Source organism: Candidatus Pelagibacter sp. HIMB1521 (genome assembly GCF_052047875.1).
GTDB lineage: Bacteria > Pseudomonadota > Alphaproteobacteria > Pelagibacterales > Pelagibacteraceae > Pelagibacter.
Genome location: NZ_JBNAIZ010000003.1, coordinates 76,159 through 100,016, shown reverse-complemented (window position 1 = coordinate 100,016; position 23,858 = coordinate 76,159). Strand labels below are relative to the sequence as shown.

Sequence of the window (23,858 nt, the reverse complement as noted above, 5' to 3'; positions counted from 1 at the left end):
ACTGATGTCAAAAATCGAAATTAACAACGTATACAAAATCTTTGGTAATAATCCAAAATCAGTACTTCCAATGGTGAAGGAAGGTTCAACTAAAGATGAAATATTAGAAAAAACTGGGCACACTGTTGGATTAGATAATGTTTCTCTTAAAATTGAAGAAGGTGAAACGTTTGTTTGCATGGGTCTTTCGGGCTCAGGAAAATCTACATTAATTAGACATTTAAATAGACTTATAGATCCAACTGATGGTGAAATTTTGGTTGAGGGCACAAATGTGATGTCGCTTGATAAAGAAAAGCTAATTGAGTTTAGAAGACACAAAATGAGTATGGTCTTCCAAAGGTTTGGTTTGTTCCCACATAAAACAGTTTTACAAAATGTTGGATATGGTTTGGAAATGCAAGGCAAAACAGAAGATGAGAGAAATAAAATCTCAATGGAAAAAATTGATGCTGTTGGATTAAATGGATTTGAAAATCAATATCCAAATCAATTATCTGGTGGAATGCAGCAGCGTGTTGGTTTAGCAAGAGCATTAGCAACAGATACAGACATAATGTTAATGGATGAAGCTTTTAGTGCTCTAGATCCACTAATAAGAAGTGATATGCAAAAACAACTTATTGATCTTCAATCAGAATTAAAAAAAACAATTGTATTTATTACTCATGATCTTGATGAATCATTGAGACTAGGTGACCATATTGGAATTTTAAATTCAGGAAAATTGGTACAAGTCGGAACTCCAGAAGAAATTATAATGCACCCTGCAGATGATTATGTAAAAGCTTTTGTTAAAGATGTTAATAGAGCAAAAGTAATCAAAGCAAAAATAATTATGAAAAATTTAAATGAGTCTGAAAATATCGATAAATCAAACGTCATTAAAGTAAATGAGGATCAATTTATTGAGGAATTTTTACCTCAAATAGTTTGTTCAGATTCAAATTGTGAAGTGGTTGATAAGAATGGTAATATCAAGGGCTATATTACTAATCAAGAACTACAATCTTCTTTAACTAAATCTTAAAATAATATTATTTAGCAAACCTTTTATATTTCGGAAGTTTGTCATTAATTTGATAAAAATCCGACTTTGAACCAACAAATATATTTCTAAAAGTTTTTAGTTTTGTTTTACCATCAAGCATTCCTGCAGAAATTGAAACATTGTCAGATTTGTCAACTTTAAAAAATATACTTGCTCCACATTTATTACAAAAACCTCTCTTAGAATTCTTAGACGACTTAAACCACTTTAAGGTAGTTTTATTTAAAAATTTAATTTCTTTGTCTTTAATATTTGTATAGGCACCAAATATACCATGAGTTTTTCTGCATTGAACACAATGGCAATTTGATACACTTCTAAGTTTATTAAGTGTTTTAAACTTTACACCTTTACATAAACAACTAGCTGTTAATACTTTTTTCATAAAACTTTATTATATGATATTAATATTAAATTAAATTATTAAATGTCTGTTTTTCTTAAAAGCTTCACTATCACAAATAATTGGGTTGATTATAACAATCACATGAATATGGCTTACTATGTTTTAATATTTGATGAAGCATGGGAAGTGGCGCTTGAAAAGTTTAAAATGGGAGCAAGTGCAGCAAAAAATCTAAATAGAAGCACGATGGTAGTAGAGACTAATACTAAATATCTTAATGAGGTCAAAGAAGGTGAAACTGTTGATATAAACCTAACTTATTTTGACCATGATAAAAAACGATTACATTTAAAAATGGAAATGATTGCAAAAGAGACTAAAAAAATTTCAGCATCGATGGAATGGATATCTCTATATATTGACCTTAGCAAAAGAAAGGTAACAGAATTTGAAGAAGAAAAGTTGAAGTTGATGGCTTCTTTTATAGAGGAAAATGAAGCTGAATTTTCAAGTGAAAATCTTTTGTTCTCTTCAAAACTGAAGAAATAATTAAATATTATTCATTATCTTATTTTGGTATAGGTGCGAAATGAGTACCGATAATAACTCTAAAGGAATTGTTCTTATTATTATTGCAATGACTTTATTTGCAATGCAGGACTCATTAATCAAATTTATATTTGAAAAAGCAGCATTATATGAAATTTTTTTTGGCAGATACTTTGTTGCTGCAATTTTATTGTTTTGCTACATCAAATTTAAAAAGCAAAAGGTTAGTTTAAAAACTCATTATCCAATATTAACTTTGGTAAGAGTAATTTTACATTTTTTAGCTTTTTCTGCATTTTTTATTTCTCTAACTTACATGCCATTAGCAACAGCTAATGCGCTTTTTTTCTCCTGCCCTTTTTTTGTATCAATCTTTGCTAAATTTTTTTTAAAGGAATTTATTGGAATTAGAAGATGGTCTGCAATTGTATTTGGTTTTATTGGTGTGTTTATAGTTTTAGATCCAAATTTTTCAGATTTTGAATACAAAAGTCTACTTCCTGTCGGATGTGCATTTTTTTATGCAGCCTCTATGACAATTACAAAATATACCTCCGACAAAGATGATGTAAATACTCAACTATTTTATTTCTATTTAATTGCGCTCATATTATGTGGAGCTATTTATCTGTTTATGGGCAATGGTCAGTTTAACAATTCTAATTTTGACCCAACAACTCAATTTATTTTTAGAGAATGGTTTTCTAACTTTGATTACACATGGAAATTTATATTATTTTTTGGTGTAGCAGCATCAATTGCTTTTCTTTGTATATTTTCTGCATACATAGTTGCATCTCCATCAGTTGTTTCTTTATTTGAATACTCTCTAATTATAATGTCGATGATACCAGGGTATTTCCTATTTAACGAGATTCCATCTGGAAGAACATTTCTAGGTGTTGCGTGTATAATAGCAGCTGGAATATACATATATTTAAGAGAGAAAGTCAGAGAGCAATACATTGCTACAGAAACACCTGTTAGAAGATGACCAAAAATTATATACCCACAATTAACATATCATCACTTATCAAAAATAATTTTGAGACCCGGAGTGCGTTAAAAACAATTAAAGAAATTGAGAAAGCTTGTGTAAATATAGGTTTTTTTCAAATGATTGGACATGGTCTCAATTTGAAAGAAATTAATAAAATATGTGGAATAGGAAACAAGTTCTTCAATTTGTCAGACAGTAAAAAAAGGAAATTATCACCAAAAAAATGGAATAAAAAAAATAACAATCTTTACAGAGGTTATTTTCCAAATGATGTAAATGGAAAAGAGGGTTTGGATATAGGAGATTTAAAAATTACTAAGAAATATTCTTCAAAAACTAGAAACCAATACATTGAATATTTAGATCTAAATAAATGTTTTAACAAAACTTCTATTGAGGCCTTGAATAAATATTTTGAAAATATTTACAATTTAAGTGAAACTTTGTTTAAAAGTGTAATTAAATTAAATAAACTTGATCCAAATATTTCAAACAAAGCTTTTTCAAGGTTAAAAACTTTAAGTACTTTAAGATTTAATTATTATCCAAATCAAACAAGCCCAGTTGAGATATCAAAACAAGATGGAGTTGCACTTGGATGTGAAACGCATGTAGATAGTGGAATATTTACAGTTCTATATCAAGATAAAAAAGGTGGTCTTCAAGTACAGAATAGAAAAACGAAAAAATGGCATGATGTACCATTTAATAAAAAAGCTTTGGTAGTAAATACAGGAAGAGCTTTAGAGTTTTTAAGTAAAGGTAAATTTAAAGCTACAAATCACAGAGTACTATGGAACAAAAGCAAGAGACTTTCCGTTCCATTCTTCTTTGAGCCTTCTTATGACTTTAAAATGAATAAATCTTTCCTTAATTCAAAAAAATATTCTAACACAGGTCAGATTTACGAAAAATTTCTAAATCAATCTTTAAAAAAATTTATTGAATATCAGCGTTAAAATAATTTAAGTCGTTGAAAATTTATTATTACATTTTATAAACAATTCAGTTTGATGGCTAAAGTATTTGATTTGTTCATAATAGGTGGCGGTATAAATGGAGCTGGTATAGCAAGAGATGCCGCTGGTAGAGGTATGTCGGTATGTTTAGCTGACAAAGGTGAAATAGGAGGTGCAACCTCTTCTTGGTCAACAAAATTAATTCATGGTGGTCTTCGTTATCTAGAAAATTATGAATTTAAATTAGTAAGAGAGTCACTTAAAGAAAGAGAAATTGTTTACAAAATTGCAAAAAACATCTCAAAGCCAATTCCATTTATTATTCCTCATACTGATAAAATTAGACCAGCATGGTTAGTTAAATTTGGTTTACTTTTGTATGATAATTTGGGTGGGAAAACTAGCATTCCAAAATCAAAAAAATTAGATCTTAATAAAAAATTTCCAAATATTCTTAAAGAAAAATACAAAACAGGTTTTCAATATTATGATATTCAAATTGATGATAAAAAATTAACAAAATTAAATGCTAAAGATGCAAAAAGAAATAAAGCCAAAATACTAGAATACAACAAAGTTAAAAAAGCTGAAATTATTAACAATGAATGGGTCATTAGTCTTCAAAATAGAAAAAAAATAAAATCGAAAGTTTTAATCAATGCATCTGGACCATGGATAAATGAAACTTTACATAAAAATATAAAAATAAAATCTAAAAATAAAATAAGATTAGTTAAAGGAAGTCACATCATTACAAAGAAATTGTATAAAGAAGATGTTGCATTTACATTTCAAAACACAGATAAAAGAATAATATTTGTAATTCCCTACAAAAAAAAATTTTCATTAATTGGAACAACTGAGGTGGAAGTTAAATCGCCAGAAAATACTGTAATATCAAAACAAGAAACTCAATATTTAATTCGATCAGTAAATAATTATTTAAAAAAACAAATTAGCAAAAAAGATATAGTTGATACTTATTCAGGAATAAGACCTCTAATAGAGGATTTTAAAGAGGCCTCAAAAGTTACAAGAGATTATGTTTTTGATTTAAATATTGTAAAAAAATTACCCCTTTTAAACATTTATGGAGGAAAACTTACTACATACAGAAAGTTGTCTGAAAAAGTCCTATTAGATCTTAAAAAGTTTTTACCCAAAACAAAAAAAGGCCAATGGACAGACAAAAAGAAGCTTTTTTAGATTTCCACTACTATTAAAAAGTGATATCGTTACTTTATAAAGCGATACATAACTCGTCGTTAAAATCAAAGATTTACGAAAGTGGGATCGGTCGTCTTTAAATTAACTTTTAAAGGAGGCTTTATGAAATTTGGCTATTTTTGCAATACCACTAACTGGACACACAAACCATATCATCAATTATTAGACGAAACTAAAGAAATCACAGAATATTGTGATCAAAGTAATTGGAACTCTATTTGGTTTACTGAACACCACTTTAATCATGAAGGAATGGAGTCATGCACTAACCCAATAATGATGGGGGTAGATGCAGCTGCAAGAACAAAAAATATTAGAATCGGACAAGCTGCAAATGTAATTACATTTCACAATCCTATAAGATTGGCAGAAGATATTGCTACACTAGATCAACTTTCAAAAGGGAGAGTTGAGGTCGGTGTTGCTAGAGGAATTTATGGAAGAGAAGCAATCAATTTGAACAAAGAAGCTGATCTTAAAGACCAGGCAAAAAACTTCAGATTGTTTGCTGAAACACTTGAAGTGCTAAAAAAAGCATGGAGTGAAAAGTTTTTTAGTCATCAAGGTGAGTTTTATACATATCCCTCTCCAAATTATGTTTGGCAACATGATATGAGTCCACCAAGTGAAGAATTTATGAATATGGAAGATAACACGATGAAAAAAATTAGTGTATTGCCACAACCTTTTCAGAAACCTTATCCTCCTATTCATCAAGTAGTTGATGGAATTAGATCAATTGAGTGGGCAGCTGAGAATAATATTAATATTATAATGTGGATACCAACTGTAAAAGCTCTAAAGGCAAAATTTGAAGCTTACAAAAATAAAAGATCTGAGGTAACCAAAAAAAATATTCCTTTGGGTGAAGGTGTATCTCTTGTTAGAGATATGTTTGTAGCTGATACAATGGAAGAAGCTAAAGAAAAAGCTGGCGAACATATGGTAAATTATATGCGTTGGGTTTGTCATTGGCGTGGTCTAGGCAATCATATGGATCCAGGTGAAGAACTTCCAGAAACTAAAGGTAAGCTGGATTTATTGAATTATGAATTTTTACACAAAAGAAATATGTTATTTGGAACACCTGAATATGTGATTGATAAAATTCATGAATTAAAATCTGAATTAAATTTACAAAACTTGCAAGTTTGGTCAAACTTTCCTGGGGTAAAACATAAAGATTGTATGAAAAGTATTAAACTTTTTACAGAAAAAGTTATGCCTCATTTTCAAGATGATTTAGGAACTGAAGTTAAAAAAGTTTCGTGATCAACTCCAAAAAAAAAATAAGCGGTGGTCATGCTGCCGTTAGAGCTCTTAAGAGAGAACAAACTAAACACGTTTTTGGTTTAATTGGTTCTGCGACAATGGAAATGTTTGATGCTCTTTATCATGAAAAAAGTATAAAATTTATTGGAGTTAGAGATGAGCGAACTGGAACACATATGGCTGATGGATATGCAAGAGCATCAAATAAGCATGGTGTAATTATTGCAGGTCAAAATGGACCGGGCGCAACAAATTTAGTAACTGGAGTAGCTCAAGCAAAAGCCGCTTTCTCTCCCGTGGTTGCAATTGCAGGTTCTTACTCAACAAAAGATAAAATGGAAGATGCTTTTCAGGGGTTAGATCAACAATCCTTATTTGCTCCAATTACAAAAAAGACTTGGACTGTAAAAAATTCTAAGATTGTTCCTAAAGTAATTGGCGATGCATTTGATTTATCAATGAAACCAAGAAGAGGACCTGTTTGTATCAATCTTCCAAGAAATATATTGGCGGAAAAAAATGCTTACAATATTAATTTAAATAAACCTTCGTTCTCAAGTGAAATTAATCTTAAAGGAAATAAAGAGAGAATAAATAAAGCAACTAAATTGATACTAAAATCAAAAAATCCAACAATAATTGTTGGGGCTGGAATTAAATATAACTCAAAATATAGAGAAGTTATTAAGTTGGCAGAATTGCTTAATGTTCCAATTGTTACAGCCGCAGGTCATGGAGATGCAATACCATTTAATCATAAATTAAATGCAGGGCAAATGGGACCAAGAGGTAATCCTGTTGCATCAAGATTAGTCAAAGAAGCAGATGTTATTTTGGCTATTGGTACTCGACTAGGATTTAATTCAACATTTTATTCTTATGAGAATATAAATAAAAAAGCAAAAATAATTCAAATTGAATTAGAGAAAAAAATGATTGGAAAGTATTTTCCAGTATCAATAGGAATTCATGCAGATGCTGCAACAGCCACTGTTCAATTATATAAAGAAATTAAAAAAGAAAAAATCAAATTAGATGTAAAAAAATGGACTGATTTGTATTTTAAAGAAAGAAAAGAATTTTTAAATAATAGAGAAAATGAAAATTTAGGAAAAAATTTTCCAATCCAACCAAAAAGTTTGTTTAAACAACTAAGAAAAGTTTTACCTAAAAATACAGCGATCACTTTAGATGCAGGAACCTTGTGCTTACAAGCAACAGACGCTTTAGAATACTATGATCCCCCTTCTCTATTCACACCTTTGGATTTTGGCCTAGTTGGTTTCTCTTTTGCTTGTGGACTTGGAGTTAAAGTAGCAAAACCAAAAAAAACAGTAGTAAGTTTGATGGGCGATGGTGGTTTTGGAATGACTATTTCTGAATTAAGCACAGCTGTTGAATATGGAATAAATACAACAACTATAGTGATGAATAATCAAAGTTGGGGAGCCGAAAAAGCTTATCAAAAAGATTTTTTTGGTAAAAGATATTTAGGTGCTGATATAACAAGTCCATCTTTTGATAAAGTTGCTGAATTATATGGGGCAAAAGGATTTAAAGTTAAAAAAATTTCTGAAATAAATGAAGCAGTTAGAGCTGCAATAAAAAGTAATAAACCTGCTGTGATAGATGTTGATGTAGATCCGAAAGCATTATACAGTTTTAGAAGAGATAGTTTTCAACATAGAATTAAAAAATGAAATTAGAGCTAAGAAAATTTTCAAAATTTGTAGACAAAACTTTTATTGAAGGAGGCAAGGAAGCAAAAGAGCCTGTATTATTAGTATCTGTTGCTGCAGTTTTTAAAAATCCATGGCATGGTCAAGGATTTATTGAAGACTTAAGACCAACAATTTTAGATCTGGCTCCTAAGTTAGGTGATTTACTTGTTCCAGAATTAATAAAAGAAATAGGATCTCCAGAAAAAATATTAGCATATGGTAAAGCAGGAGTAGTTGGACTGGATGGAGAAATAGAGCATGCATCAGCTTTTATTCACACTTTGAGATTTGGAAATAAATTTAGAGACGCTGTGGGAGGCACATCTTATTTAAGTTTTACAAATACAAGGGGACCAGCTGGATCAAAAATTTCTATTCCAATGATGCATAAAACTGACTCTGGGTTAAGACCTTATTATCTAACACATGAATTTACTATACATGATGCACCATTTAATGATGAGGTGGTAATTGCGATAGGTGGGGCATCTAGTGGAAGAGCACATGCTAGAACAGGTGATCGATATCAAGATATGAAAGAAATGGGAATTGAACCCAAATAAATCTTGATGACCACTGGAACTACTGCTTCTGGAACTTTTTACTCGTATAATAAGAAAGACCAAGAAATTCCAATTGTATTTGTTCATGGTGTAGGTTTAACCCACGAGATTTGGAAACCTCAATTAGATTTTTTTAATGATCATAGTACTCTTGCATATGATATTCTTGGTCATGGAAAATCATCTTTAGATAAGGAAATAATTTCGTTTGATGACTTTTCGGATCAATTAATTGATTTAATTAACCACCTTAATATAAAAAAAATTCATTTGGTTGGTTTTTCAATAGGTTCTTTGATTGCGAGGAATTTTGCTATCAATCACAGTTCACATTTACAATCACTAACTCTTTTATGCTCAATATATAAAAGAACCGAAGAGCAACAAAAAATTGTAAATCAAAGATTTGAACAAGCAAAGAAAGATCTTAAATTGTCAAGACAAGCTCTTAAAAGATGGTTTACAGACAAGTATATTGAAAACCATCAAAGTATTTATGATAAAATTAGCTCTATTTTAGCAGCTAATAATATGGAGCATTTTCTGAAAGTTTATGAGCTGTTTGTAAAACATCAAAATGATGAGGATTTTAATAAAATTCAAAATCACACTTTAGTTATGACTGGAGAATATGACATAGGCTCTACAGTTAAAATGTCTCAAGAATTAAATGCTTTAATACCAAAAAGCCAATTAAAGATAATCAAGGATGGAAAACATCTTTGTGGTATTGAGTGTGCCGATGATGTAAATTTATCTCTTAACAATTTTATCAAAGAAAATGAGTAAACTTAAAAAATATCAAATGTATATTGATGGACAGTGGGTAGATGCTGAAAACAATAAAACATTTGAAACTTTAAATCCTGAAAATAATGAACCTTGGGCAATTGTTCCCGAAGCAAGTGCTAAAGATACTGATAAAGCAGTTAAAGCTGCACAAAAAGCATTCGAAGGTGAATGGCCTAAATTACTTCCTAAGGAAAGAGCAAAATTTTTAAGAGCTATTGGGGACCAATTAAGAGAAAATGCAGAAATGCTTGGGGAAATAGAAACAATAGATACAGGAAAATTGTTTAGAGAAACAAAAAAACAAGCAATCTATATTGCAGAATACTATGATTACTACGCAGGTTTAGCTGATAAAGTTGAGGGTACAGTTTTGCCAATTGATAAACCAAATATTCAAGCAATAACCACTAGAATACCAATAGGTGTGGTAGCAGCCATTATCCCTTGGAACTCTCAAATGTTTTTAACTGCTACTAAATTAGCTCCAGCACTTGCAATGGGAAATACTGTTGTAATTAAATCATCAGAGCTAGCACCTGCGGTATTATTTGAATTTGCCAAATTAATTGAAAAAACTGGGATACCCAAAGGAGTAGTAAATGTCATAACTGGATTTGGAGACCCATGTGGAAAAACTTTAACAACACATGATTTAGTTGAAAAAATTGCTTTCACAGGTGGACCAGAAACCGCAAGACATATAATTAAAAATTCAGCAGAAAATCTTTCTGAAGTGAGTTTAGAACTTGGAGGAAAAAGTCCAGTGGCTGTTTTTGATGATGCCGAGCAAGAAAATGCAATTAATGGAATTACAGCAGGAATTTTTGGAGCAAGTGGTCAAAGTTGTATAGCTGGTTCAAGACTTTATATTCAAAAAGGTATCTATGCAGAATTTTTAAACAAACTTTCTGAAAGAGCTTCTAAAATAAAAATAGGAGCACCTATGGATCCTGAAACTGAAATGGGTCCTTTAAGTAATTTTAAACAATTAGAAACAATAGAAAAAAATATTAAAGAAACTATTGATCAAGGTGGAAAAATTAAATGTGGTGGTGAGAGACATTCTTTTTCAAATAAAGGTTATTACTTTCCGCCAACTATAATTGAATGTGATAATCATAATTTACCTGTTGCAGAAAATGAATTATTTGGACCTGTTTTATCTGTAATGAAATTTGATACTGAAGAAGAGGTTATCTCAAAAATGAATGACAATCAGTATGGATTATCTTCTGGAGTATATACCAGCAATTTATCTAGAGGTATGAGAGTATCAAAAGCAATTAGAGCTGGAATAACATTTGTTAATACTTACAGATTAATTTCACCGTCAGCTCCATTTGGAGGTATCAAGGATAGTGGATACGGTAAAGAGGCAGGAATTGACTCAATTAAAGATTATACAAGAGTAAAAACAACTTGGTTCTACACATCAGATGAACCATCTTTAGACCCGTTCTCTATTAGATAATAGTTTAAAATAAGCCAATTTTGTCATTGAATATTCAAATTATTCATACTTAAATTAGATTTTATAAATTGTTAACAATAATGAGGAAGATAATGAGAAAACTATTTATCGCTGCATTTATGTTTGTATCAAGCTTTGGTTCAAACGTTATGGCAGACGGACATTCGATCAAAATGGGAATCATTTTAGGATTTACAGGTCCTATTGAATCTCTTACTCCAGCTATGGCTGCATCTGCAGAGCTTGCATTTAAAGAAGCTTCAGATTCAGGTTCATTACTTGGTGGAAAAAAAATTGAAGCAATGAGAGCAGACTCAACTTGTGTTGACTCAGCAGCAGCAACAGCAGCAGCTGAAGGTTTAATTTCAGGTGGTGTAGCTGCAATTATGGGAGCTGACTGTTCAGGTGTAACAGGTGCTATTGCAACAAATGTTGCTGTACCAAACGGTGTAGTAATGATTTCACCTTCAGCAACTTCTCCAGGATTAACTACTCTAGATGATAATGGATATTTCTTTAGAACTGCTCCATCAGATGCTAGAGGTGGTCAAATTTTAGCTGACATTACTAAAGACAGAAAAGTAAAAAGCATTGCAATCACTTATACTAACAATGACTATGGAAAAGGTTTAGCTGATGTTTACAAAGCAGCAGTTGAAGCTCATGGTATTAAAGTTACAACTGTAACTGCTCATGAAGATGGTAAAGCAGATTACTCATCAGAAGTAGCAACTCTTGCTTCTGCTGGCGGTGATGCTGTAGCAGTTATTGGTTATCTTGACCAAGGAGGAAAAGGAATTATTCAGGCTTCTTTAGACTCTGGTGCGTTTGATACTTTCGTTTTATCAGATGGTATGATTGGTCAATCATTAGTTGATGCATTCGGAAAAGACTTAAGCAAGTCATTTGGATCTCTACCAGGTTCTACCGGTAAAGGTGCTGGTGTATTTGCGGAAGTTGCAAAAGCTGGTGGTATAGATTCATCTGGTCCTTACACTGGAGAGTCTTACGATGCAGCTGCTTTAATCGTTCTTGCAATGCAAGCGGGTAACTCTGCTGATAGAGCATCTATTGCGAAAAATGTAATGGATGTTGCTAACGCTCCTGGTACTAAAATTTACCCAGGTGAATTAAAGAAAGGTCTAGACTTACTAGCAAAAGGTAAAAAGATAAATTACGAAGGTGCTACTGGAGTATCTTTTACTAGTGTTGGTGAAGCTGAAGGTTCTTTCTTAGAACAAGAAGTTAAAGGCGGAAAATTCAAAACTAAAAAACAAAGATAATTTAAATCTTATTTTAAAAAGCCCTGGTAAATTAGTTTGCTGGGGCTTTTTTTATATCTGCTCTTAAAATTACAAATAAAATAATTATCAAAAAAGGAATACACATAAAATTCACTATTTTCCAACTCAACAATGAAATTAAAATTCCTGCTGATAAACTTCCAATTGCTGTAGCAGAAAAAACTATTAGATCATTAAATCCTTGGGCTTTAAATTTTTCTTGCTCATTATAGGTGGTTACTAACAAGCTAGTTCCTGAGATATATAGAAAATTCCATCCTATACCTAAAAATATCAATGAGGCAAAATAATTTATAAAAGTCGGTTCAAATAAGCTTAATGATATTGTCAAAGCATAAAAAAATACTCCCATGTACATTATATTTGAAAAACCAAATCTCTTTATTAGATTGCCTGTCAAGAATGATGGAAGAAACATTCCAAGTACGTGAAATTGGATAACCAATCCAACTTTGTCTACACTTAATTTATGGACATAATGCATACTAATTGGAGTAGCTGTCATTAAAAATGCCATAACCACATAACCAAAAGTAGCAGCTACCATTGCTTGTAAAAATTTTGGATCAGAAACAAATTCTTTGTAAGTCCTAACATTGGAATATGTTGAATTATTTTTGTTAGTAATTTTTGAATTTTTATAAAAACTTAAAAAAATTGCAGGCATAATAGTCAGACATGCTAATGCAATATACGATCCAACATAAACATGATCGCTAATTAAATCTTTTGTTTTATTTGCTAAAGTAATTCCTATGAATGCTGAGACAATTCCAGCTAACAAAAGCATAGAAACTGCCTTAGGTGCTTTATCTTTTTCAACTGTTTCAGCTGCTGCGAATCTATACTGATGTATGAAAGCCATTCCAGTACCAAGCAAAAAACAAGAAAAGGAAAATATTATAAAGCTATTAATGAAAATTGAGTACGCAGCAAGTAAACAAGCTAAAGAGCTACCTATAGATGCTAAAACAAAACCTAAACGTCTGCCAATAATTGACATAACTTTTGCAGCAAAAATAGTAGAGATTGCTATACCAACTACATAAATTGAAGGAGGAAAAGTAGCTAGTGATTTAATAGTTGAAAGCTGACTTCCGATTATTCCACTTAAAAAAACTGTTACATTGGCTGCTGTGAAACCAAAAACCTGACTTGAAATAAGTAGCGAAAGATTTCTGTTCATTAAAACATATACTTATCAGCCATATACATAGCCCAAGCAATTGCGGCACCTAAAATAATATATTTCATGTTTAATTATTTTATTTCTATTTTTTCTGGAAGTATACCTTTAGGTCGGTATCTCATTATGAATAACAAACCTAAACCCATCAATAAAAATCTAAAATAAGGAACACTTTCAATAAGATGAGCTTTGATAGCATTTGTTTCAGGAATACCTGCTGTAAAGAAGTTGATTAAAAACATTGAAATTGGTGCTGCTTCAATCCATAAAAACCATACAACAAAACCACCTAAAATTGCACCAAAGTTGTTTCCACTTCCTCCAACTATGACCATTACCCAAATTAAGAATGTATATCTCATTGGTCTATAACTTCCTGGTGTAAATAACCCATCCTGAGTTACTAGCATTGCTCCTGCAATACCAACAATTGCTGAACCTAAAATAAATATTAGCAAGTGTTGTTTCACAACATTTTTACCCATAGCATTTGCTGCTTCTTCATTATCTCTTATTGCTCTCATCATTCTTCCCCATGGAGAATAAAGAGCTTTCTGCGTAAGAATTAAAAGTATTATAACGACAACTAAAAATAAACCTGAGTAACAAAGTTTAACAAATATTGAAGAGCCTTCTATTACGAATTGATTTAAAGCTGCTTGTCTTTCGGATAAATCAGTAATTAGATCTAACTTACTAGATTTAAACTTTTCTACTAAATTTATAAACCAATCTGTAGTCTGTAGATCGACTTCATATGGAGCAGGTCTCTTTAAGCCGATTACATTTTTAACACCTCTAGTTAACCAGTCTTCATGCTTAATTATTGCTATTACAATTTCTGAAATCAATAGTGTTGCAATTGCTAGATAATCAGCTCTTAAACCTAAAGCAACTTTTCCAACTATAAAGGCTAATCCTCCAGCAAATAATGCACCTACGATCCAGGAGAAAATGATAGGTAAACCAAACCCGCCGAGAAAACCAGTAGTTGCAGGATTTACAGCTTCAATTTTTTCAATACCTGGTTCCGCTGTGACTCTGATAATTATGATAGCTGCAATAATTAGAGCTGCAATACTGTAAGTTCTTAATTTTGATTTTTCAAAATTTTTCAAAATAAATTTGATAACTAAAACCATTACAATGATGAGCCATAAGCACATTAAAATATCAAATCCACCAGCTCTCCATGCTTCTTGAACAGGATCAACTGAAATTATTACTGCAGCAAGCCCCCCTAAAGCAGTGTATCCCATTATTCCAAAATTAATTAAACCAGCATAACCCCATTGTATGTTTGCACCCATGGTCATGACTGCTGAAATTAAGCAAAGATTAAATATTGATAATGCAATATTCCATGATTGAAAAATTCCAACTAATAGAATTAGAACCATCATGATACTATATGCTGCAATAACGTTTAGATTTTTTCTCACAATACTTTCCCTTTAAATATCCCTGATGGTCTATAAAGTAATACAATCACCAAGATTGAAAATGAAACTGCAAATTTGTAATCGGTCGAAAGTAATTGAACTAGGCCTTCTGGCTCCATACTTTCAGGTAATATGTACATAAAAAATTTCTTATATGCATATGTTAATAAAATTTCTGAAAAAGCAATCACATAGCCACCCAAGAACGCCCCGAAAGGATTTCCAATTCCTCCGACGATTGCTGCAGCAAAAATAGGAAGCATATTATTAAAGTAAGTGAAAGGTTTAAAACTTTTATCTAAACCATACAAAGCTCCTCCAATAGTGGCTAAAATTCCTGCAATTACCCAGGTTACCAATACTATTTTCTTAGGATCTATTCCTGAAAGCAAAGCAAGATCTTCGTTATCAGAGTAAGCTTTCATGCTTTTTCCTGTTTTAGTTTTATTTAAAAACCAGAATAATAAAGAGACTAAAACTATTGTAACAAAAATAGTAATGACCTGAGTAGATTTAAGGGCAAGTCCTTCGTTTAAACCTGTCATTTCTTTAAATTCTCTAGCCTTGATAATGAATTTTTCTCCATCAAAAAACCTTCTATCTCCTGGACCTATTATAATTCTAACAACTGCTTGAGTTACAAACATCACACCGATACTAACCATAGCAAACTGAACTGGCGGACTTTTTTGAGTTCTGTAATACTTAAAAACAAATTTATCAATTGTAAGCATGTATAAGATCATAAAAAAAATACCAAATGGAAGTGCAATTAATGCTGTAGGAAGAACTCCAAGAGAAATACCTAAAGATTGAAAATACCAAGTGAATAAAATTGTCATCATGGTTCCAAATGACATCATGTCTCCAGTTGCAAAATTAGCAAATCTCAGAATTCCATAAATTAAAGTAACAAAAATTGCACCTAAAGCTAATTGAGAACCGTAAGTAAGTCCTGGAATAAAAATATAATTTAGTAAAAGAATTATTGCATTAATAAGATCCATACTATCCTCCTAAGAAAGAGCTTCTTACTCTTGGATCGTTCAATAATTCTTTGCCAGTCCCTGAATAACGATTTTCTCCAGTAACCAATACATAGCCTCTATCAGAAATATTTAATGCTTGTTTAGCATTTTGCTCTACCATTAAAATAGCAACATTAGTTCTTTTAACTTTAACGATATGATCAAACAATTCATCCATAACAATTGGTGATACGCCTGCGGTAGGTTCATCCAGCATTAACACTGTTGGTTTAATCATTAACGCTCTTCCAAGTGCAACTTGTTGTCTTTGACCACCAGATAATTCACCTACCATTTGGTTTCTTTTTCCTCTAAGGATCGGAAATAGTTCGTAAATTTCCTCAATAATATTTTTTATCTCAGAGTTTACTAAAAAGGCCCCCATTTCTAAATTTTCCTCAACTGTCATTCCCGCAAAAACATTTTTGGTTTGAGGAACAAATGAAATTCCTTGTTTAACTCTATCTTGTGGAGAAAGTTTTGAAATATCTTTACCATCAATTTTAACCGATCCTGATTTTAAATTTAATAAGCCTAACATTGCTTTCATAGCTGTAGATTTTCCAGCACCATTAGGTCCTAGGATAGAAACAATTTCTCCTTTGTTTACTTCGACAGAACAAGAATTAATTATATCTGGTCCATTTCCATAACCACCAGTCATCTCTATTCCTTCAAAATATGCCATTAAACTTCATCCTTTAATTTTGATCCTCTGCCAAGATAACTTTCTATTACCTTTTCATCTTTTTTAGCTTCATCAACAGAACCCTCAAATAAAACTGACCCTTCAGCCATAACAATTACAGGATCACATAATCTCCCTATAAAATCCATATCATGCTCAATCATACAAAAAGTATAACCTTTTTCTTTATTTAGCTTTTCGATTGCAGTGCCGAGATCTTTTAGCAAAGTTCTATTTACTCCTGCTCCCACTTCATCCAATAACACTAATTTTGCATCAACCATCATGGTTCTTCCAAGTTCTAACAATTTTTTTTGTCCTCCAGAAAGATTACCTGCAAGCTCATTTGACAGATGTCCTAAATTTAAAAATTCAACTACTTCTTTTGCTTTTTCTTTAACTTCTGCTTCCTCTTTTGCAACTAACCCTGGCTTAAATAATGCTGTCATTAGCTTTTCACCTGATTGATTTCCTGGAACCATCATTAAGTTTTCTAGAACAGACAAATTTGAAAACTCATGTGCTATTTGAAAAGTTCTAAGCAATCCTTTTGAGAACAATTCATAAGATGGAACATCTGTGATATTTTCTTCATCAAATGTTACACTCCCACCTGAGGATTTTAAATTTCCAGCAATTAAATTAAATAAAGTTGTTTTACCAGATCCATTTGGACCAATTATACCCGTTATAGTTCCTCTTTTAACTTTAATAGAGCAATCAGAAACTGCAGCAAGTCCTCCAAAATACTTTGATAAATTATTTATCTCTAAAATATTTTCAGACATTTATTTATCTAATCTTTTGTAAATACTATTTAAAGTTTTCTCTAATGATTTATAAAAACCAGCTTTTGTCAATTCATTGACACCCTGCTCGTTTAATCCCTTAGGTGTTTGTGATTCTTTAACTAACTCTCTTAAGTTTTCTTTAGAATGTATAACAGCATCTTCTGACAAAGCTAAAAACAAAGAAGTTATATATTTTTGAGCATTATTTCTTTTTACCCCTTTTTTAATTAACCAATCAGACATTACTCTTTGCATTTCATAAAAAGGTGCCATCATTCCAGAAGTAGACCAAAAGTTTATTGAAGATTTTTCATTTTTAATTTCTACAGTAGTTCCTAAATGATTAAAAAAAGCTTTTACTTTTGAATTTGGTGGACATATTGGAACTGGTCCTTTCTTTAATGATATTGGTGGCAAAGGAATTGCTCTTACTATTTTTGCTTTTACTTTAATGGCTTTTTTTAACTGTGATAGAGTTATTGTAGATATAAAGCTAACAATTGTTTGACTAGACTTAAATTTTAAATCTTTAATTATCTTCTCTCCCACCGTAGGTGTAATAGATAAAAATACCCAAGTAGATTGATCAACAATTTGTTGATTATCTTTAGCAATAACTATTTTTTTGAACTTTTTTTTTAAACTTTTGGCAATCTGCTTATTCCTTGGAGAAATTATTATTTTTTTATATTTAAGGTTAGATTTACATATTCCAGTTATTACTGAAGATGCAATTTTACCCGTACCAATAAAACCTAAAATCATAATATTTTGGTTACTTTATATTGATTATATTGAATTAATTAACAAAAAAAGATCCTCTAATTCTCAACAATTCTCTGCTTAATTCTTTATTTTCTTTGAAAGGTTTTCTTCCATGAAGCCAAAAATAATTATTTGCAATTATAGAGCAACCAACCGGTAACTTTGTAATTACTTTATTTTCACTTCCTTCAAGAGCATCAGATAATCTCTGTAAAAAATTGCCTTGTTCCATGTTTTTTGGTTCGGGAAATTGGTCAATATATGAAATATGTGGTCTTCCTTTATCATCTGAAGAAAAAACTGGATGCTCAACTTTATAATCTACATTTTTACTCTTAGGTGAGCTCCAAAGAAAATCTTGTTTACCCACAGGATCATTTGATAGTTCTTTGCAATGTTCCCAATCATCTAAATGCAACATCGCAGTCTCTCCACCCTCTACATTTTCTTCTTCTAACTTTGTCATAATTAACCAATCAGTAATTTCTTTAACATAAGTTCCATCTGTATGAAGATCCATATTACGGTAAGCTTTTCTTAAATAAGAGTCACTCGCGTCTTCGTGTTTAACATGAAAACGAGCATAGTATTTTCCTGCCATTGAATCATGGTTAGGATTTCCAATTAAATAGGCAATAGCTGTTGATAATTTTACTAAAAATTTATCATTAATTTTTGGTGAAATATTTTTTGGTCCAATTATAAAACAACCAGTTGAACGATCTCTAATTATTGAGTTCATTAGTTTACTAAGTTTATTTTCTGTTAAATCGTCTAAACTTTTTGCTATTGTAAACCTTGTAAAAGGCTTTAGTTCTAAAGCTGTTAAGTCAAATTTATTAAATGGAAAAACTAATTTCTTAATAATCTCATCAGTAATTTTAATATTCAAAATTCTTTTTGATTTATCATGTTCTTGAATTTCTAAACCAGGTATTTTTTCCATAAGAAACCTTAAGTTAAGTTTTTTAATAAATCAATTTTATTTAGAAATAATTAACTAATATTGCCATACTTATGGCAGAGAAAATTGTGGGATAAACATAATTTTTTTTAGAAATAAAAAAAACAGTTAAGGATAGTACAACAACAACAAATCTTACTAAGTAGCTTGAGTCATCCATTACACCAACTGGAAAAATTATTGTTCTTGCAATTAGGGCTGCTAAAGTTGCATAAGCTAAACAGTTAAACCATTTAAATATCTTAGAAGTTTCTTTTATACCTTCTGAGCTTATTGCTCCAAGAAATCTTGATAAAAAAGTTGCAAGGGATGTCACCAAAATTGCTAAAACGATACTAGTTGACATTTTTTTCTCCTATTAAGTAAGCAATAGTGCCACCAACTACTCCACCTAATAAAATAGACCATTCAGGTGAAAAAAAATAAAAAACAGGTCCCAAAATAATTCCAAGTAAAACTGATAAAGTTACTTGTCTTGTTTTTGACGCTCCTACCATCATGCATAAAAAATATACAGGATTTAAAATAGCTAAACCCATCATCATTTCTTTGTTTAAATATTCTGAAAAATAAAAACCTATTAAAGTCCCAATTACAGCAACACTCCAAGTAGCGCTTCCAATCCCTATCCAATAATCAATTCTATATTTTTCTGGAATAGTCTTATAATTACTCTTCATAATCAACCAAGCTGATACAGCTATGAAATGGCATGAAAAATAATATTTCCACTTTGGTTGATCTTCATGCATCATTAATGGAAACAAAGAAACAGCCATTGGATATAAACGAGCATTAACAAACCAAACTGCTAAAAAAATATTTAATAAAGAAGCACCAACCAATAAAGACTCTGCCATAACTAGAGATCCTGGCAATGCATAAGTCAGCATGGTAGAAAAAATGCTTTCTTGAATATTGAAGCCAAGATTTTTTAAAAGAGCTCCTATAGCAATAAAACAACAACCTAAAGCTATTGCTGGGCTATCGTGAGCTAGTATTGATTTATAGCCTTTAAAAAAGAAATCTTTATTTATCATTAGCCACCAAGGAATAGTCTACCAACATCAGGGTTTTGCAATAACTCATCCCCTTTGCCAGCAATTGCAGTTTGTCCAGATACTAATACATATCCAATGTCTGCAAATTCTAGTCCTTTTTTGGCATTTTGTTCAACTAATATAATAGTTTTCTTTTCATTTTGTTGAAGATCTCTCAAAATTTCAAAAACCATGTCAATATATCTTGGTTCTAAACCAATTGAAGGTTCATCAACTAATAGAACGGATGGTTTCATAACTAAAGCTCTAGAGATTTCTAACAATCTTCTTTCACCACCTGATAAAACTTTAGCAGGCTGATTTCTTCTATTTCTTAATCTCTCGTATTTTTCTAAAATTCTTTCAGCTTCTTCAAAAGACTCTTCGGTTTTATCTTTAATATATCCACCCATTAATAAGTTTTCTTCAACTGTCATATCTGGGAATACAGAATTATCTTGTAAGATATATGCAATTCCAACTGATTTTAATTTTTCAGCTGGTGTAAGATTTGTAATTTCTTTTCCTTCTATTTCAATTTGACCAGAGAAGATGTTTGTAAATCCATAAATTGAGTGAAGAATTGTAGATTTACCAGCTCCGTTTGGTCCAATCAAACACAATGATTGTGCTTTGTTCACGAATAAATCAAAATTATGTAAAATTTCCATTTTACCATACCCAGCATTTAAATTTTTAATTGTCAGATGTATTTCATTTGGAGATAGTTTTTTTAAATCTTCTGGTGTTGGAGCTTTTCCTAAAACTTCATATTGATTTGACATTATTGGGCTCCTAGGTATGCATCGATAACACGCTTATCGTTTTTAATTTCATCTGGTGAACCATTTGCTAACATTTTACCGTGAGCTAAACAAAATATATTCTCCGCTAATTGCATGATCACTCTCATATTGTGTTCAATAACTAAAAGAGTGATACCAAAATCTTGATTTACTTTTATCAATCTATCTATAATTCCATTGATTAAAGTTGGATTTATTCCTGCTGTTGGTTCATCTAGTAAAAGCATTTCTGGTTCATTCATTAATGCCATAGCAAGTTCTAAAAGTTTTTGTTGTCCAAAAGATAAATCACCTGCTCTAAGTTTTCTCTTTTGATATAAACCAACAAAATTTAGTAAATTTTCTGCTTTTTCTGTAAGCTCTTGAGGTATTTTTGAAAACAGTTTTAATATATTTTCATCACTACCCTTATGGCTAATTAGCATATTATCAATGCAGTTCAGTTTTCCATATATTCTTGTTTGTTGAAATGTTCTTAATAAACCTAGCTTTGCTATTACGGGAACAGGAAGTTCAGAAACTTCTTTTCCATTAAATTTAATTGAACCCTGGTCTATTGGATAAGTGCCTACAATTGAATTAAATAAAGTTGTTTTTCCTGATCCATTTGGGCCAATTAATCCCACTATTTTACCTTTTTCAACTGACATGGAGATATCAACATTAGCTTTTACTCCTCCAAAAGATTTACTAACATTATTAACTTCTAAAATACTCATTTTATCTCTACCTGAGCCTTTCGATCAGCTTCATCAACTACCTCTCCAAATCTGTGAGGATATTTTTCTCTTAACCATCCCATTAATCCCTCAGGGAAATAAATAACAATCACCACAATTAATACGCCCAAGGCTACATACTGCCAGCCTAGGAAGAATGTCCAAAATCCTTCTTTAAAAATATGGAATATTGTTGCACCGATAACTGGTCCCCAAAGAGTTCCTTTACCACCTAATATTGCCATTAAAACCATGAACACTCCCATTTCTCTTCCATCAAAAGCAACATCTGTTGAGTCGATATATCCAACTAGTCCACCCATTATTCCTCCAGCTAAACCACAGAAAAATGCAGAAATCATCCAACCAATAATTTTATATTTCATTGTTGCAATTCCCATAGCTTCAGCCTTGTCTTCATTGTCTCTGATTGCATTAAGGATTAACTTAAATCTAGTAGAGTAAATCGCTTTCACAGTTATAAATGTCAAAACTAAAACTATAAAACTTAAAAAGTAAAAGAATTCTCCTCTAGCTTCTAAGCCTCCTACATTAGGAAATGGTGGAGTTGTAAAACCTTGTCCTGCTCCAATAATTTCAATTCCTCCAGAAATTTCACCAGCAGCTACTCCTAATCCTAGAGTACAAATAGCAAAGTAGTGACCTCTCAATCCTAAAATTGCATAACCAATTAAACCAGCTACAATAGTTGGAACTACTGCAGCAACAACAAGTCCCATCGCCATACCTTGGAAAAATTGTGTAGGAGTATGTACAAATGTTTTTTCACCACCACTTTCTGTCCATTCTGCTAATGGAAAAAACATTCCAACCTGAACTGAAGCACATAAATACATACCCAGTCCATAGAACAAAATATTTCCAAATGTATTGTAGCCCATCTCTCCTCCTTGAATATTCCAAGTAGTTGCAAGAACAATTAGAATGCAAAGAATTGATAATTGTACTTTAAATGCTGGAAATATAAATGGTGCTGCTAAACCAAATATTAAAATTCCTATGTAAAGTATTAAATTATTTTTGTTCATATAGACTATTAATTTTTTCTCTGAAATTTTGATCTACTGTAAAATAATGACCATCTTCATCATGTACACTTGAGCCTGATGAATGATATTCATCTAAGTGTTTTTTAAATTTATCTATGTCAACTTCAACTGTTTGACCTTGATTATCATTAATTTTAACTTTCCTCATTTTAAGTACTCTCTCTTTCTAGAAAGTTTAAATCTTCGATAAACTAAAATTAATACTAGTAATAAAAATACTGATCCAATTCTGAATTCTGTTCCTAAAATATAATCTGCAAATTCTTCAAAAACTCCTAATCCCATACCTGACATTGCAACACCTGGTAAATTTCCTAAACCAGCAACAATTACAATCATAAAAGATCTAATCGTATAAGGTAATCCCATATAAGGGTGAATAGTAAATGTTATAGAAATTAAAGCTCCGGCTACACCACATAAAGCAGCATTAATTCCAAAAGTTGCTGCATATACTTTTTCAGTATCTACACCTAAAATTTTTGCAGCACGTGCATTTTGAGCAGTTGCTCTAATTGCTCGTCCAAGCTTAGATTTTTTCATATAAATCACTAAGCAAACTGCAAATAAAATACTGATAAATGCTGAAAATATTTTTGAATTAGGAAGAACAACATTATTATCAAACAACATTGTTGTACCATAATGTGAATTTGCAAGTACAACATCTGCACCAAATGCAAAGTTCATTAATTGCATGAATAAAATACTTATTCCAAATGTAGCTAAAATTGAGATAAATAAATCTCTATCGACTACTTTATTTATAACCAGTTTATAGATCGCAATACCTACGAAATACATTATAATTGGAGCAACAATTACTCCCCATGCTGGATGAATACCATAAAGATACATAAAGTACGCAATGTATCCTCCTAAAATAACAAGATCTCCTTGAGCAATATTAATTATATTCATAACACCCCATTGAAGTGCCATTCCATAAGCAATTAATGCGAACAAAACTCCTAAAAGAATACCATCCAAGCAAGCTTGAACAGTTATCATTGGGTATTGAAATACAAGAAAATCCATAAAATCTTTTTTGGTTTATATAAAAAAAAGCCCCCTATTACCAGGGGGCTCAATTTTTAATTA

At 31.1% G+C, this 23,858-nt stretch carries 26 protein-coding genes; 11 read left to right on the top strand and 15 right to left on the bottom strand.

Going from position 1 to position 23,858, the window contains the following annotated elements:
- Positions 1 to 4 precede the first annotated feature (4 nt).
- Positions 5 to 1,030 carry a quaternary amine ABC transporter ATP-binding protein gene (locus ACTTA5_RS01880; protein ID WP_440647462.1) on the top strand — a complete coding sequence of 342 codons (1,026 nt, stop codon included), beginning with the start codon at positions 5 to 7 and terminating at the stop codon, positions 1,028 to 1,030.
- Positions 1,031 to 1,037: 7 nt separating this feature from the next.
- Here ACTTA5_RS01880 and ACTTA5_RS01875 read toward each other — a convergent pair whose 3' ends face one another.
- Positions 1,038 to 1,436 (bottom strand): GFA family protein, encoded by a 399-nt coding sequence (locus ACTTA5_RS01875; protein ID WP_440614058.1) that lies wholly within the window; start codon positions 1,434 to 1,436, stop codon positions 1,038 to 1,040.
- Positions 1,437 to 1,478: 42 nt separating this feature from the next.
- Between ACTTA5_RS01875 and ACTTA5_RS01870 the strand changes: the two genes are divergently transcribed.
- The 10 genes from ACTTA5_RS01870 (at position 1,479) to ACTTA5_RS01825 (ending at position 12,234) form a co-directional block, all read left to right on the top strand.
- On the top strand, positions 1,479 to 1,946 hold the full coding sequence (locus tag ACTTA5_RS01870) for a thioesterase family protein (RefSeq protein WP_440647460.1): 468 nt from the start codon (positions 1,479 to 1,481) through the stop codon (positions 1,944 to 1,946).
- A gap of 40 nt (positions 1,947 to 1,986) precedes the next feature.
- A complete protein-coding gene (locus ACTTA5_RS01865; protein WP_440633661.1) occupies positions 1,987 to 2,940 on the top strand; it encodes a DMT family transporter in 954 nt (317 codons plus the stop codon).
- On the top strand, positions 2,937 to 3,905 hold the full coding sequence (locus tag ACTTA5_RS01860; protein ID WP_440647458.1) for a 2OG-Fe(II) oxygenase family protein: 969 nt from the start codon (positions 2,937 to 2,939) through the stop codon (positions 3,903 to 3,905). The genes ACTTA5_RS01865 and ACTTA5_RS01860 overlap by 4 nt, the downstream gene beginning before the upstream one ends.
- 54 nt (positions 3,906 to 3,959) lie before the next feature.
- On the top strand, positions 3,960 to 5,111 hold the full coding sequence (gene glpD, locus ACTTA5_RS01855; RefSeq protein WP_440647456.1) for a glycerol-3-phosphate dehydrogenase: 1,152 nt from the start codon (positions 3,960 to 3,962) through the stop codon (positions 5,109 to 5,111).
- A gap of 123 nt (positions 5,112 to 5,234) precedes the next feature.
- Positions 5,235 to 6,404, top strand: a complete 1,170-nt coding sequence (locus tag ACTTA5_RS01850) for an LLM class flavin-dependent oxidoreductase (RefSeq protein WP_440647454.1) — start codon at positions 5,235 to 5,237, stop codon at positions 6,402 to 6,404.
- Entirely contained in the window at positions 6,401 to 8,104 is a 1,704-nt protein-coding gene (locus ACTTA5_RS01845) for a thiamine pyrophosphate-binding protein (protein WP_440647452.1), read from the top strand. The genes ACTTA5_RS01850 and ACTTA5_RS01845 overlap by 4 nt, the downstream gene beginning before the upstream one ends.
- Positions 8,101 to 8,688: an amino acid synthesis family protein gene (locus ACTTA5_RS01840; protein ID WP_440647450.1), complete on the top strand. Its 588-nt coding sequence runs from the start codon at positions 8,101 to 8,103 to the stop codon at positions 8,686 to 8,688. The genes ACTTA5_RS01845 and ACTTA5_RS01840 overlap by 4 nt, the downstream gene beginning before the upstream one ends.
- Positions 8,689 to 8,694: 6 nt before the next feature.
- Entirely contained in the window at positions 8,695 to 9,477 is a 783-nt protein-coding gene (locus ACTTA5_RS01835; RefSeq protein WP_440647448.1) for an alpha/beta fold hydrolase, read from the top strand.
- The gene (locus ACTTA5_RS01830; protein WP_440647446.1) at positions 9,470 to 10,951 is read left to right on the top strand and encodes an aldehyde dehydrogenase; all 1,482 of its coding nucleotides are present in this window, start codon (positions 9,470 to 9,472) and stop codon (positions 10,949 to 10,951) included. Before ACTTA5_RS01835 ends, ACTTA5_RS01830 begins: the two co-directional genes overlap by 8 nt.
- A gap of 92 nt (positions 10,952 to 11,043) precedes the next feature.
- Complete coding sequence (locus ACTTA5_RS01825) at positions 11,044 to 12,234, top strand: ABC transporter substrate-binding protein (RefSeq protein WP_440647444.1); 1,191 nt, start codon at positions 11,044 to 11,046, stop codon at positions 12,232 to 12,234.
- A gap of 31 nt (positions 12,235 to 12,265) precedes the next feature.
- Here ACTTA5_RS01825 and ACTTA5_RS01820 read toward each other — a convergent pair whose 3' ends face one another.
- The 14 genes from ACTTA5_RS01820 to ACTTA5_RS01755 all read right to left on the bottom strand — a co-directional run bounded on the left by ACTTA5_RS01820 (position 12,266) and on the right by ACTTA5_RS01755 (position 23,795).
- Positions 12,266 to 13,441, bottom strand: coding sequence for an MFS transporter (locus ACTTA5_RS01820; protein ID WP_440647442.1), 1,176 nt, complete (start codon positions 13,439 to 13,441; stop codon positions 12,266 to 12,268).
- Between the two features lie 74 nt (positions 13,442 to 13,515).
- The gene (locus ACTTA5_RS01815; RefSeq protein ID WP_440647488.1) at positions 13,516 to 14,847 is read right to left on the bottom strand and encodes a branched-chain amino acid ABC transporter permease; all 1,332 of its coding nucleotides are present in this window, start codon (positions 14,845 to 14,847) and stop codon (positions 13,516 to 13,518) included.
- A gap of 35 nt (positions 14,848 to 14,882) precedes the next feature.
- The gene (locus ACTTA5_RS01810; RefSeq protein WP_075506237.1) at positions 14,883 to 15,893 is read right to left on the bottom strand and encodes a branched-chain amino acid ABC transporter permease; all 1,011 of its coding nucleotides are present in this window, start codon (positions 15,891 to 15,893) and stop codon (positions 14,883 to 14,885) included.
- 1 nt (position 15,894) lies between these two features.
- A complete protein-coding gene (locus tag ACTTA5_RS01805) occupies positions 15,895 to 16,602 on the bottom strand; it encodes an ABC transporter ATP-binding protein (protein ID WP_440647440.1) in 708 nt (235 codons plus the stop codon).
- Positions 16,602 to 17,390 carry an ABC transporter ATP-binding protein gene (locus ACTTA5_RS01800; protein WP_440647438.1) on the bottom strand — a complete coding sequence of 263 codons (789 nt, stop codon included), beginning with the start codon at positions 17,388 to 17,390 and terminating at the stop codon, positions 16,602 to 16,604. Before ACTTA5_RS01800 ends, ACTTA5_RS01805 begins: the two co-directional genes overlap by 1 nt.
- Positions 17,391 to 18,158, bottom strand: coding sequence for a pyrroline-5-carboxylate reductase (locus ACTTA5_RS01795; protein WP_440647436.1), 768 nt, complete (start codon positions 18,156 to 18,158; stop codon positions 17,391 to 17,393).
- Between the two features lie 34 nt (positions 18,159 to 18,192).
- Positions 18,193 to 19,104, bottom strand: coding sequence for a glutarate dioxygenase GlaH (gene glaH / locus ACTTA5_RS01790; RefSeq protein ID WP_075506239.1), 912 nt, complete (start codon positions 19,102 to 19,104; stop codon positions 18,193 to 18,195).
- Between the two features lie 40 nt (positions 19,105 to 19,144).
- Positions 19,145 to 19,468, bottom strand: coding sequence for an AzlD domain-containing protein (locus ACTTA5_RS01785; protein ID WP_440634281.1), 324 nt, complete (start codon positions 19,466 to 19,468; stop codon positions 19,145 to 19,147).
- On the bottom strand, positions 19,458 to 20,162 hold the full coding sequence (locus ACTTA5_RS01780) for an AzlC family ABC transporter permease (RefSeq protein WP_075506241.1): 705 nt from the start codon (positions 20,160 to 20,162) through the stop codon (positions 19,458 to 19,460). The genes ACTTA5_RS01785 and ACTTA5_RS01780 overlap by 11 nt, the downstream gene beginning before the upstream one ends.
- Entirely contained in the window at positions 20,162 to 20,947 is a 786-nt protein-coding gene (locus ACTTA5_RS01775; RefSeq protein WP_262590331.1) for an ABC transporter ATP-binding protein, read from the bottom strand. The genes ACTTA5_RS01780 and ACTTA5_RS01775 overlap by 1 nt, the downstream gene beginning before the upstream one ends.
- A complete protein-coding gene (locus ACTTA5_RS01770; RefSeq protein WP_023854239.1) occupies positions 20,947 to 21,687 on the bottom strand; it encodes an ABC transporter ATP-binding protein in 741 nt (246 codons plus the stop codon). The genes ACTTA5_RS01775 and ACTTA5_RS01770 overlap by 1 nt, the downstream gene beginning before the upstream one ends.
- Entirely contained in the window at positions 21,684 to 22,736 is a 1,053-nt protein-coding gene (locus ACTTA5_RS01765) for a branched-chain amino acid ABC transporter permease (RefSeq protein WP_075506244.1), read from the bottom strand. Before ACTTA5_RS01765 ends, ACTTA5_RS01770 begins: the two co-directional genes overlap by 4 nt.
- Positions 22,723 to 22,905 (bottom strand): hypothetical protein, encoded by a 183-nt coding sequence (locus ACTTA5_RS01760; protein ID WP_075506245.1) that lies wholly within the window; start codon positions 22,903 to 22,905, stop codon positions 22,723 to 22,725. Before ACTTA5_RS01760 ends, ACTTA5_RS01765 begins: the two co-directional genes overlap by 14 nt.
- Entirely contained in the window at positions 22,902 to 23,795 is an 894-nt protein-coding gene (locus ACTTA5_RS01755; protein ID WP_075506246.1) for a branched-chain amino acid ABC transporter permease, read from the bottom strand. Before ACTTA5_RS01755 ends, ACTTA5_RS01760 begins: the two co-directional genes overlap by 4 nt.
- Positions 23,796 to 23,858: the final 63 nt, after the last annotated feature.

Bases quoted from the DNA above. Each gene is read 5' to 3' on its own strand.
- ACTTA5_RS01880 (WP_440647462.1), top strand. From the start codon at position 5: ATGTCAAAAATCGAAATTAACAACGTATACAAAATCTTTGGTAATAAT.
- ACTTA5_RS01875 (WP_440614058.1), bottom strand. From the start codon at position 1,436: ATGAAAAAAGTATTAACAGCTAGTTGTTTATGTAAAGGTGTAAAGTTT.
- ACTTA5_RS01870 (WP_440647460.1), top strand. From the start codon at position 1,479: ATGTCTGTTTTTCTTAAAAGCTTCACTATCACAAATAATTGGGTTGAT.
- ACTTA5_RS01865 (WP_440633661.1), top strand. From the start codon at position 1,987: ATGAGTACCGATAATAACTCTAAAGGAATTGTTCTTATTATTATTGCA.
- ACTTA5_RS01860 (WP_440647458.1), top strand. From the start codon at position 2,937: ATGACCAAAAATTATATACCCACAATTAACATATCATCACTTATCAAA.
- glpD (WP_440647456.1), top strand. From the start codon at position 3,960: ATGGCTAAAGTATTTGATTTGTTCATAATAGGTGGCGGTATAAATGGA.
- ACTTA5_RS01850 (WP_440647454.1), top strand. From the start codon at position 5,235: ATGAAATTTGGCTATTTTTGCAATACCACTAACTGGACACACAAACCA.
- ACTTA5_RS01840 (WP_440647450.1), top strand. From the start codon at position 8,101: ATGAAATTAGAGCTAAGAAAATTTTCAAAATTTGTAGACAAAACTTTT.
- ACTTA5_RS01835 (WP_440647448.1), top strand. From the start codon at position 8,695: ATGACCACTGGAACTACTGCTTCTGGAACTTTTTACTCGTATAATAAG.
- ACTTA5_RS01830 (WP_440647446.1), top strand. From the start codon at position 9,470: ATGAGTAAACTTAAAAAATATCAAATGTATATTGATGGACAGTGGGTA.
- ACTTA5_RS01825 (WP_440647444.1), top strand. From the start codon at position 11,044: ATGAGAAAACTATTTATCGCTGCATTTATGTTTGTATCAAGCTTTGGT.
- ACTTA5_RS01820 (WP_440647442.1), bottom strand. From the start codon at position 13,441: ATGAACAGAAATCTTTCGCTACTTATTTCAAGTCAGGTTTTTGGTTTC.
- ACTTA5_RS01815 (WP_440647488.1), bottom strand. From the start codon at position 14,847: ATGATGGTTCTAATTCTATTAGTTGGAATTTTTCAATCATGGAATATT.
- ACTTA5_RS01810 (WP_075506237.1), bottom strand. From the start codon at position 15,893: ATGGATCTTATTAATGCAATAATTCTTTTACTAAATTATATTTTTATT.
- ACTTA5_RS01805 (WP_440647440.1), bottom strand. From the start codon at position 16,602: ATGGCATATTTTGAAGGAATAGAGATGACTGGTGGTTATGGAAATGGA.
- ACTTA5_RS01800 (WP_440647438.1), bottom strand. From the start codon at position 17,390: ATGTCTGAAAATATTTTAGAGATAAATAATTTATCAAAGTATTTTGGA.
- ACTTA5_RS01795 (WP_440647436.1), bottom strand. From the start codon at position 18,158: ATGATTTTAGGTTTTATTGGTACGGGTAAAATTGCATCTTCAGTAATA.
- glaH (WP_075506239.1), bottom strand. From the start codon at position 19,104: ATGGAAAAAATACCTGGTTTAGAAATTCAAGAACATGATAAATCAAAA.
- ACTTA5_RS01785 (WP_440634281.1), bottom strand. From the start codon at position 19,468: ATGTCAACTAGTATCGTTTTAGCAATTTTGGTGACATCCCTTGCAACT.
- ACTTA5_RS01780 (WP_075506241.1), bottom strand. From the start codon at position 20,162: ATGATAAATAAAGATTTCTTTTTTAAAGGCTATAAATCAATACTAGCT.
- ACTTA5_RS01775 (WP_262590331.1), bottom strand. From the start codon at position 20,947: ATGTCAAATCAATATGAAGTTTTAGGAAAAGCTCCAACACCAGAAGAT.
- ACTTA5_RS01770 (WP_023854239.1), bottom strand. From the start codon at position 21,687: ATGAGTATTTTAGAAGTTAATAATGTTAGTAAATCTTTTGGAGGAGTA.
- ACTTA5_RS01765 (WP_075506244.1), bottom strand. From the start codon at position 22,736: ATGAACAAAAATAATTTAATACTTTACATAGGAATTTTAATATTTGGT.
- ACTTA5_RS01760 (WP_075506245.1), bottom strand. From the start codon at position 22,905: ATGAGGAAAGTTAAAATTAATGATAATCAAGGTCAAACAGTTGAAGTT.
- ACTTA5_RS01755 (WP_075506246.1), bottom strand. From the start codon at position 23,795: ATGGATTTTCTTGTATTTCAATACCCAATGATAACTGTTCAAGCTTGC.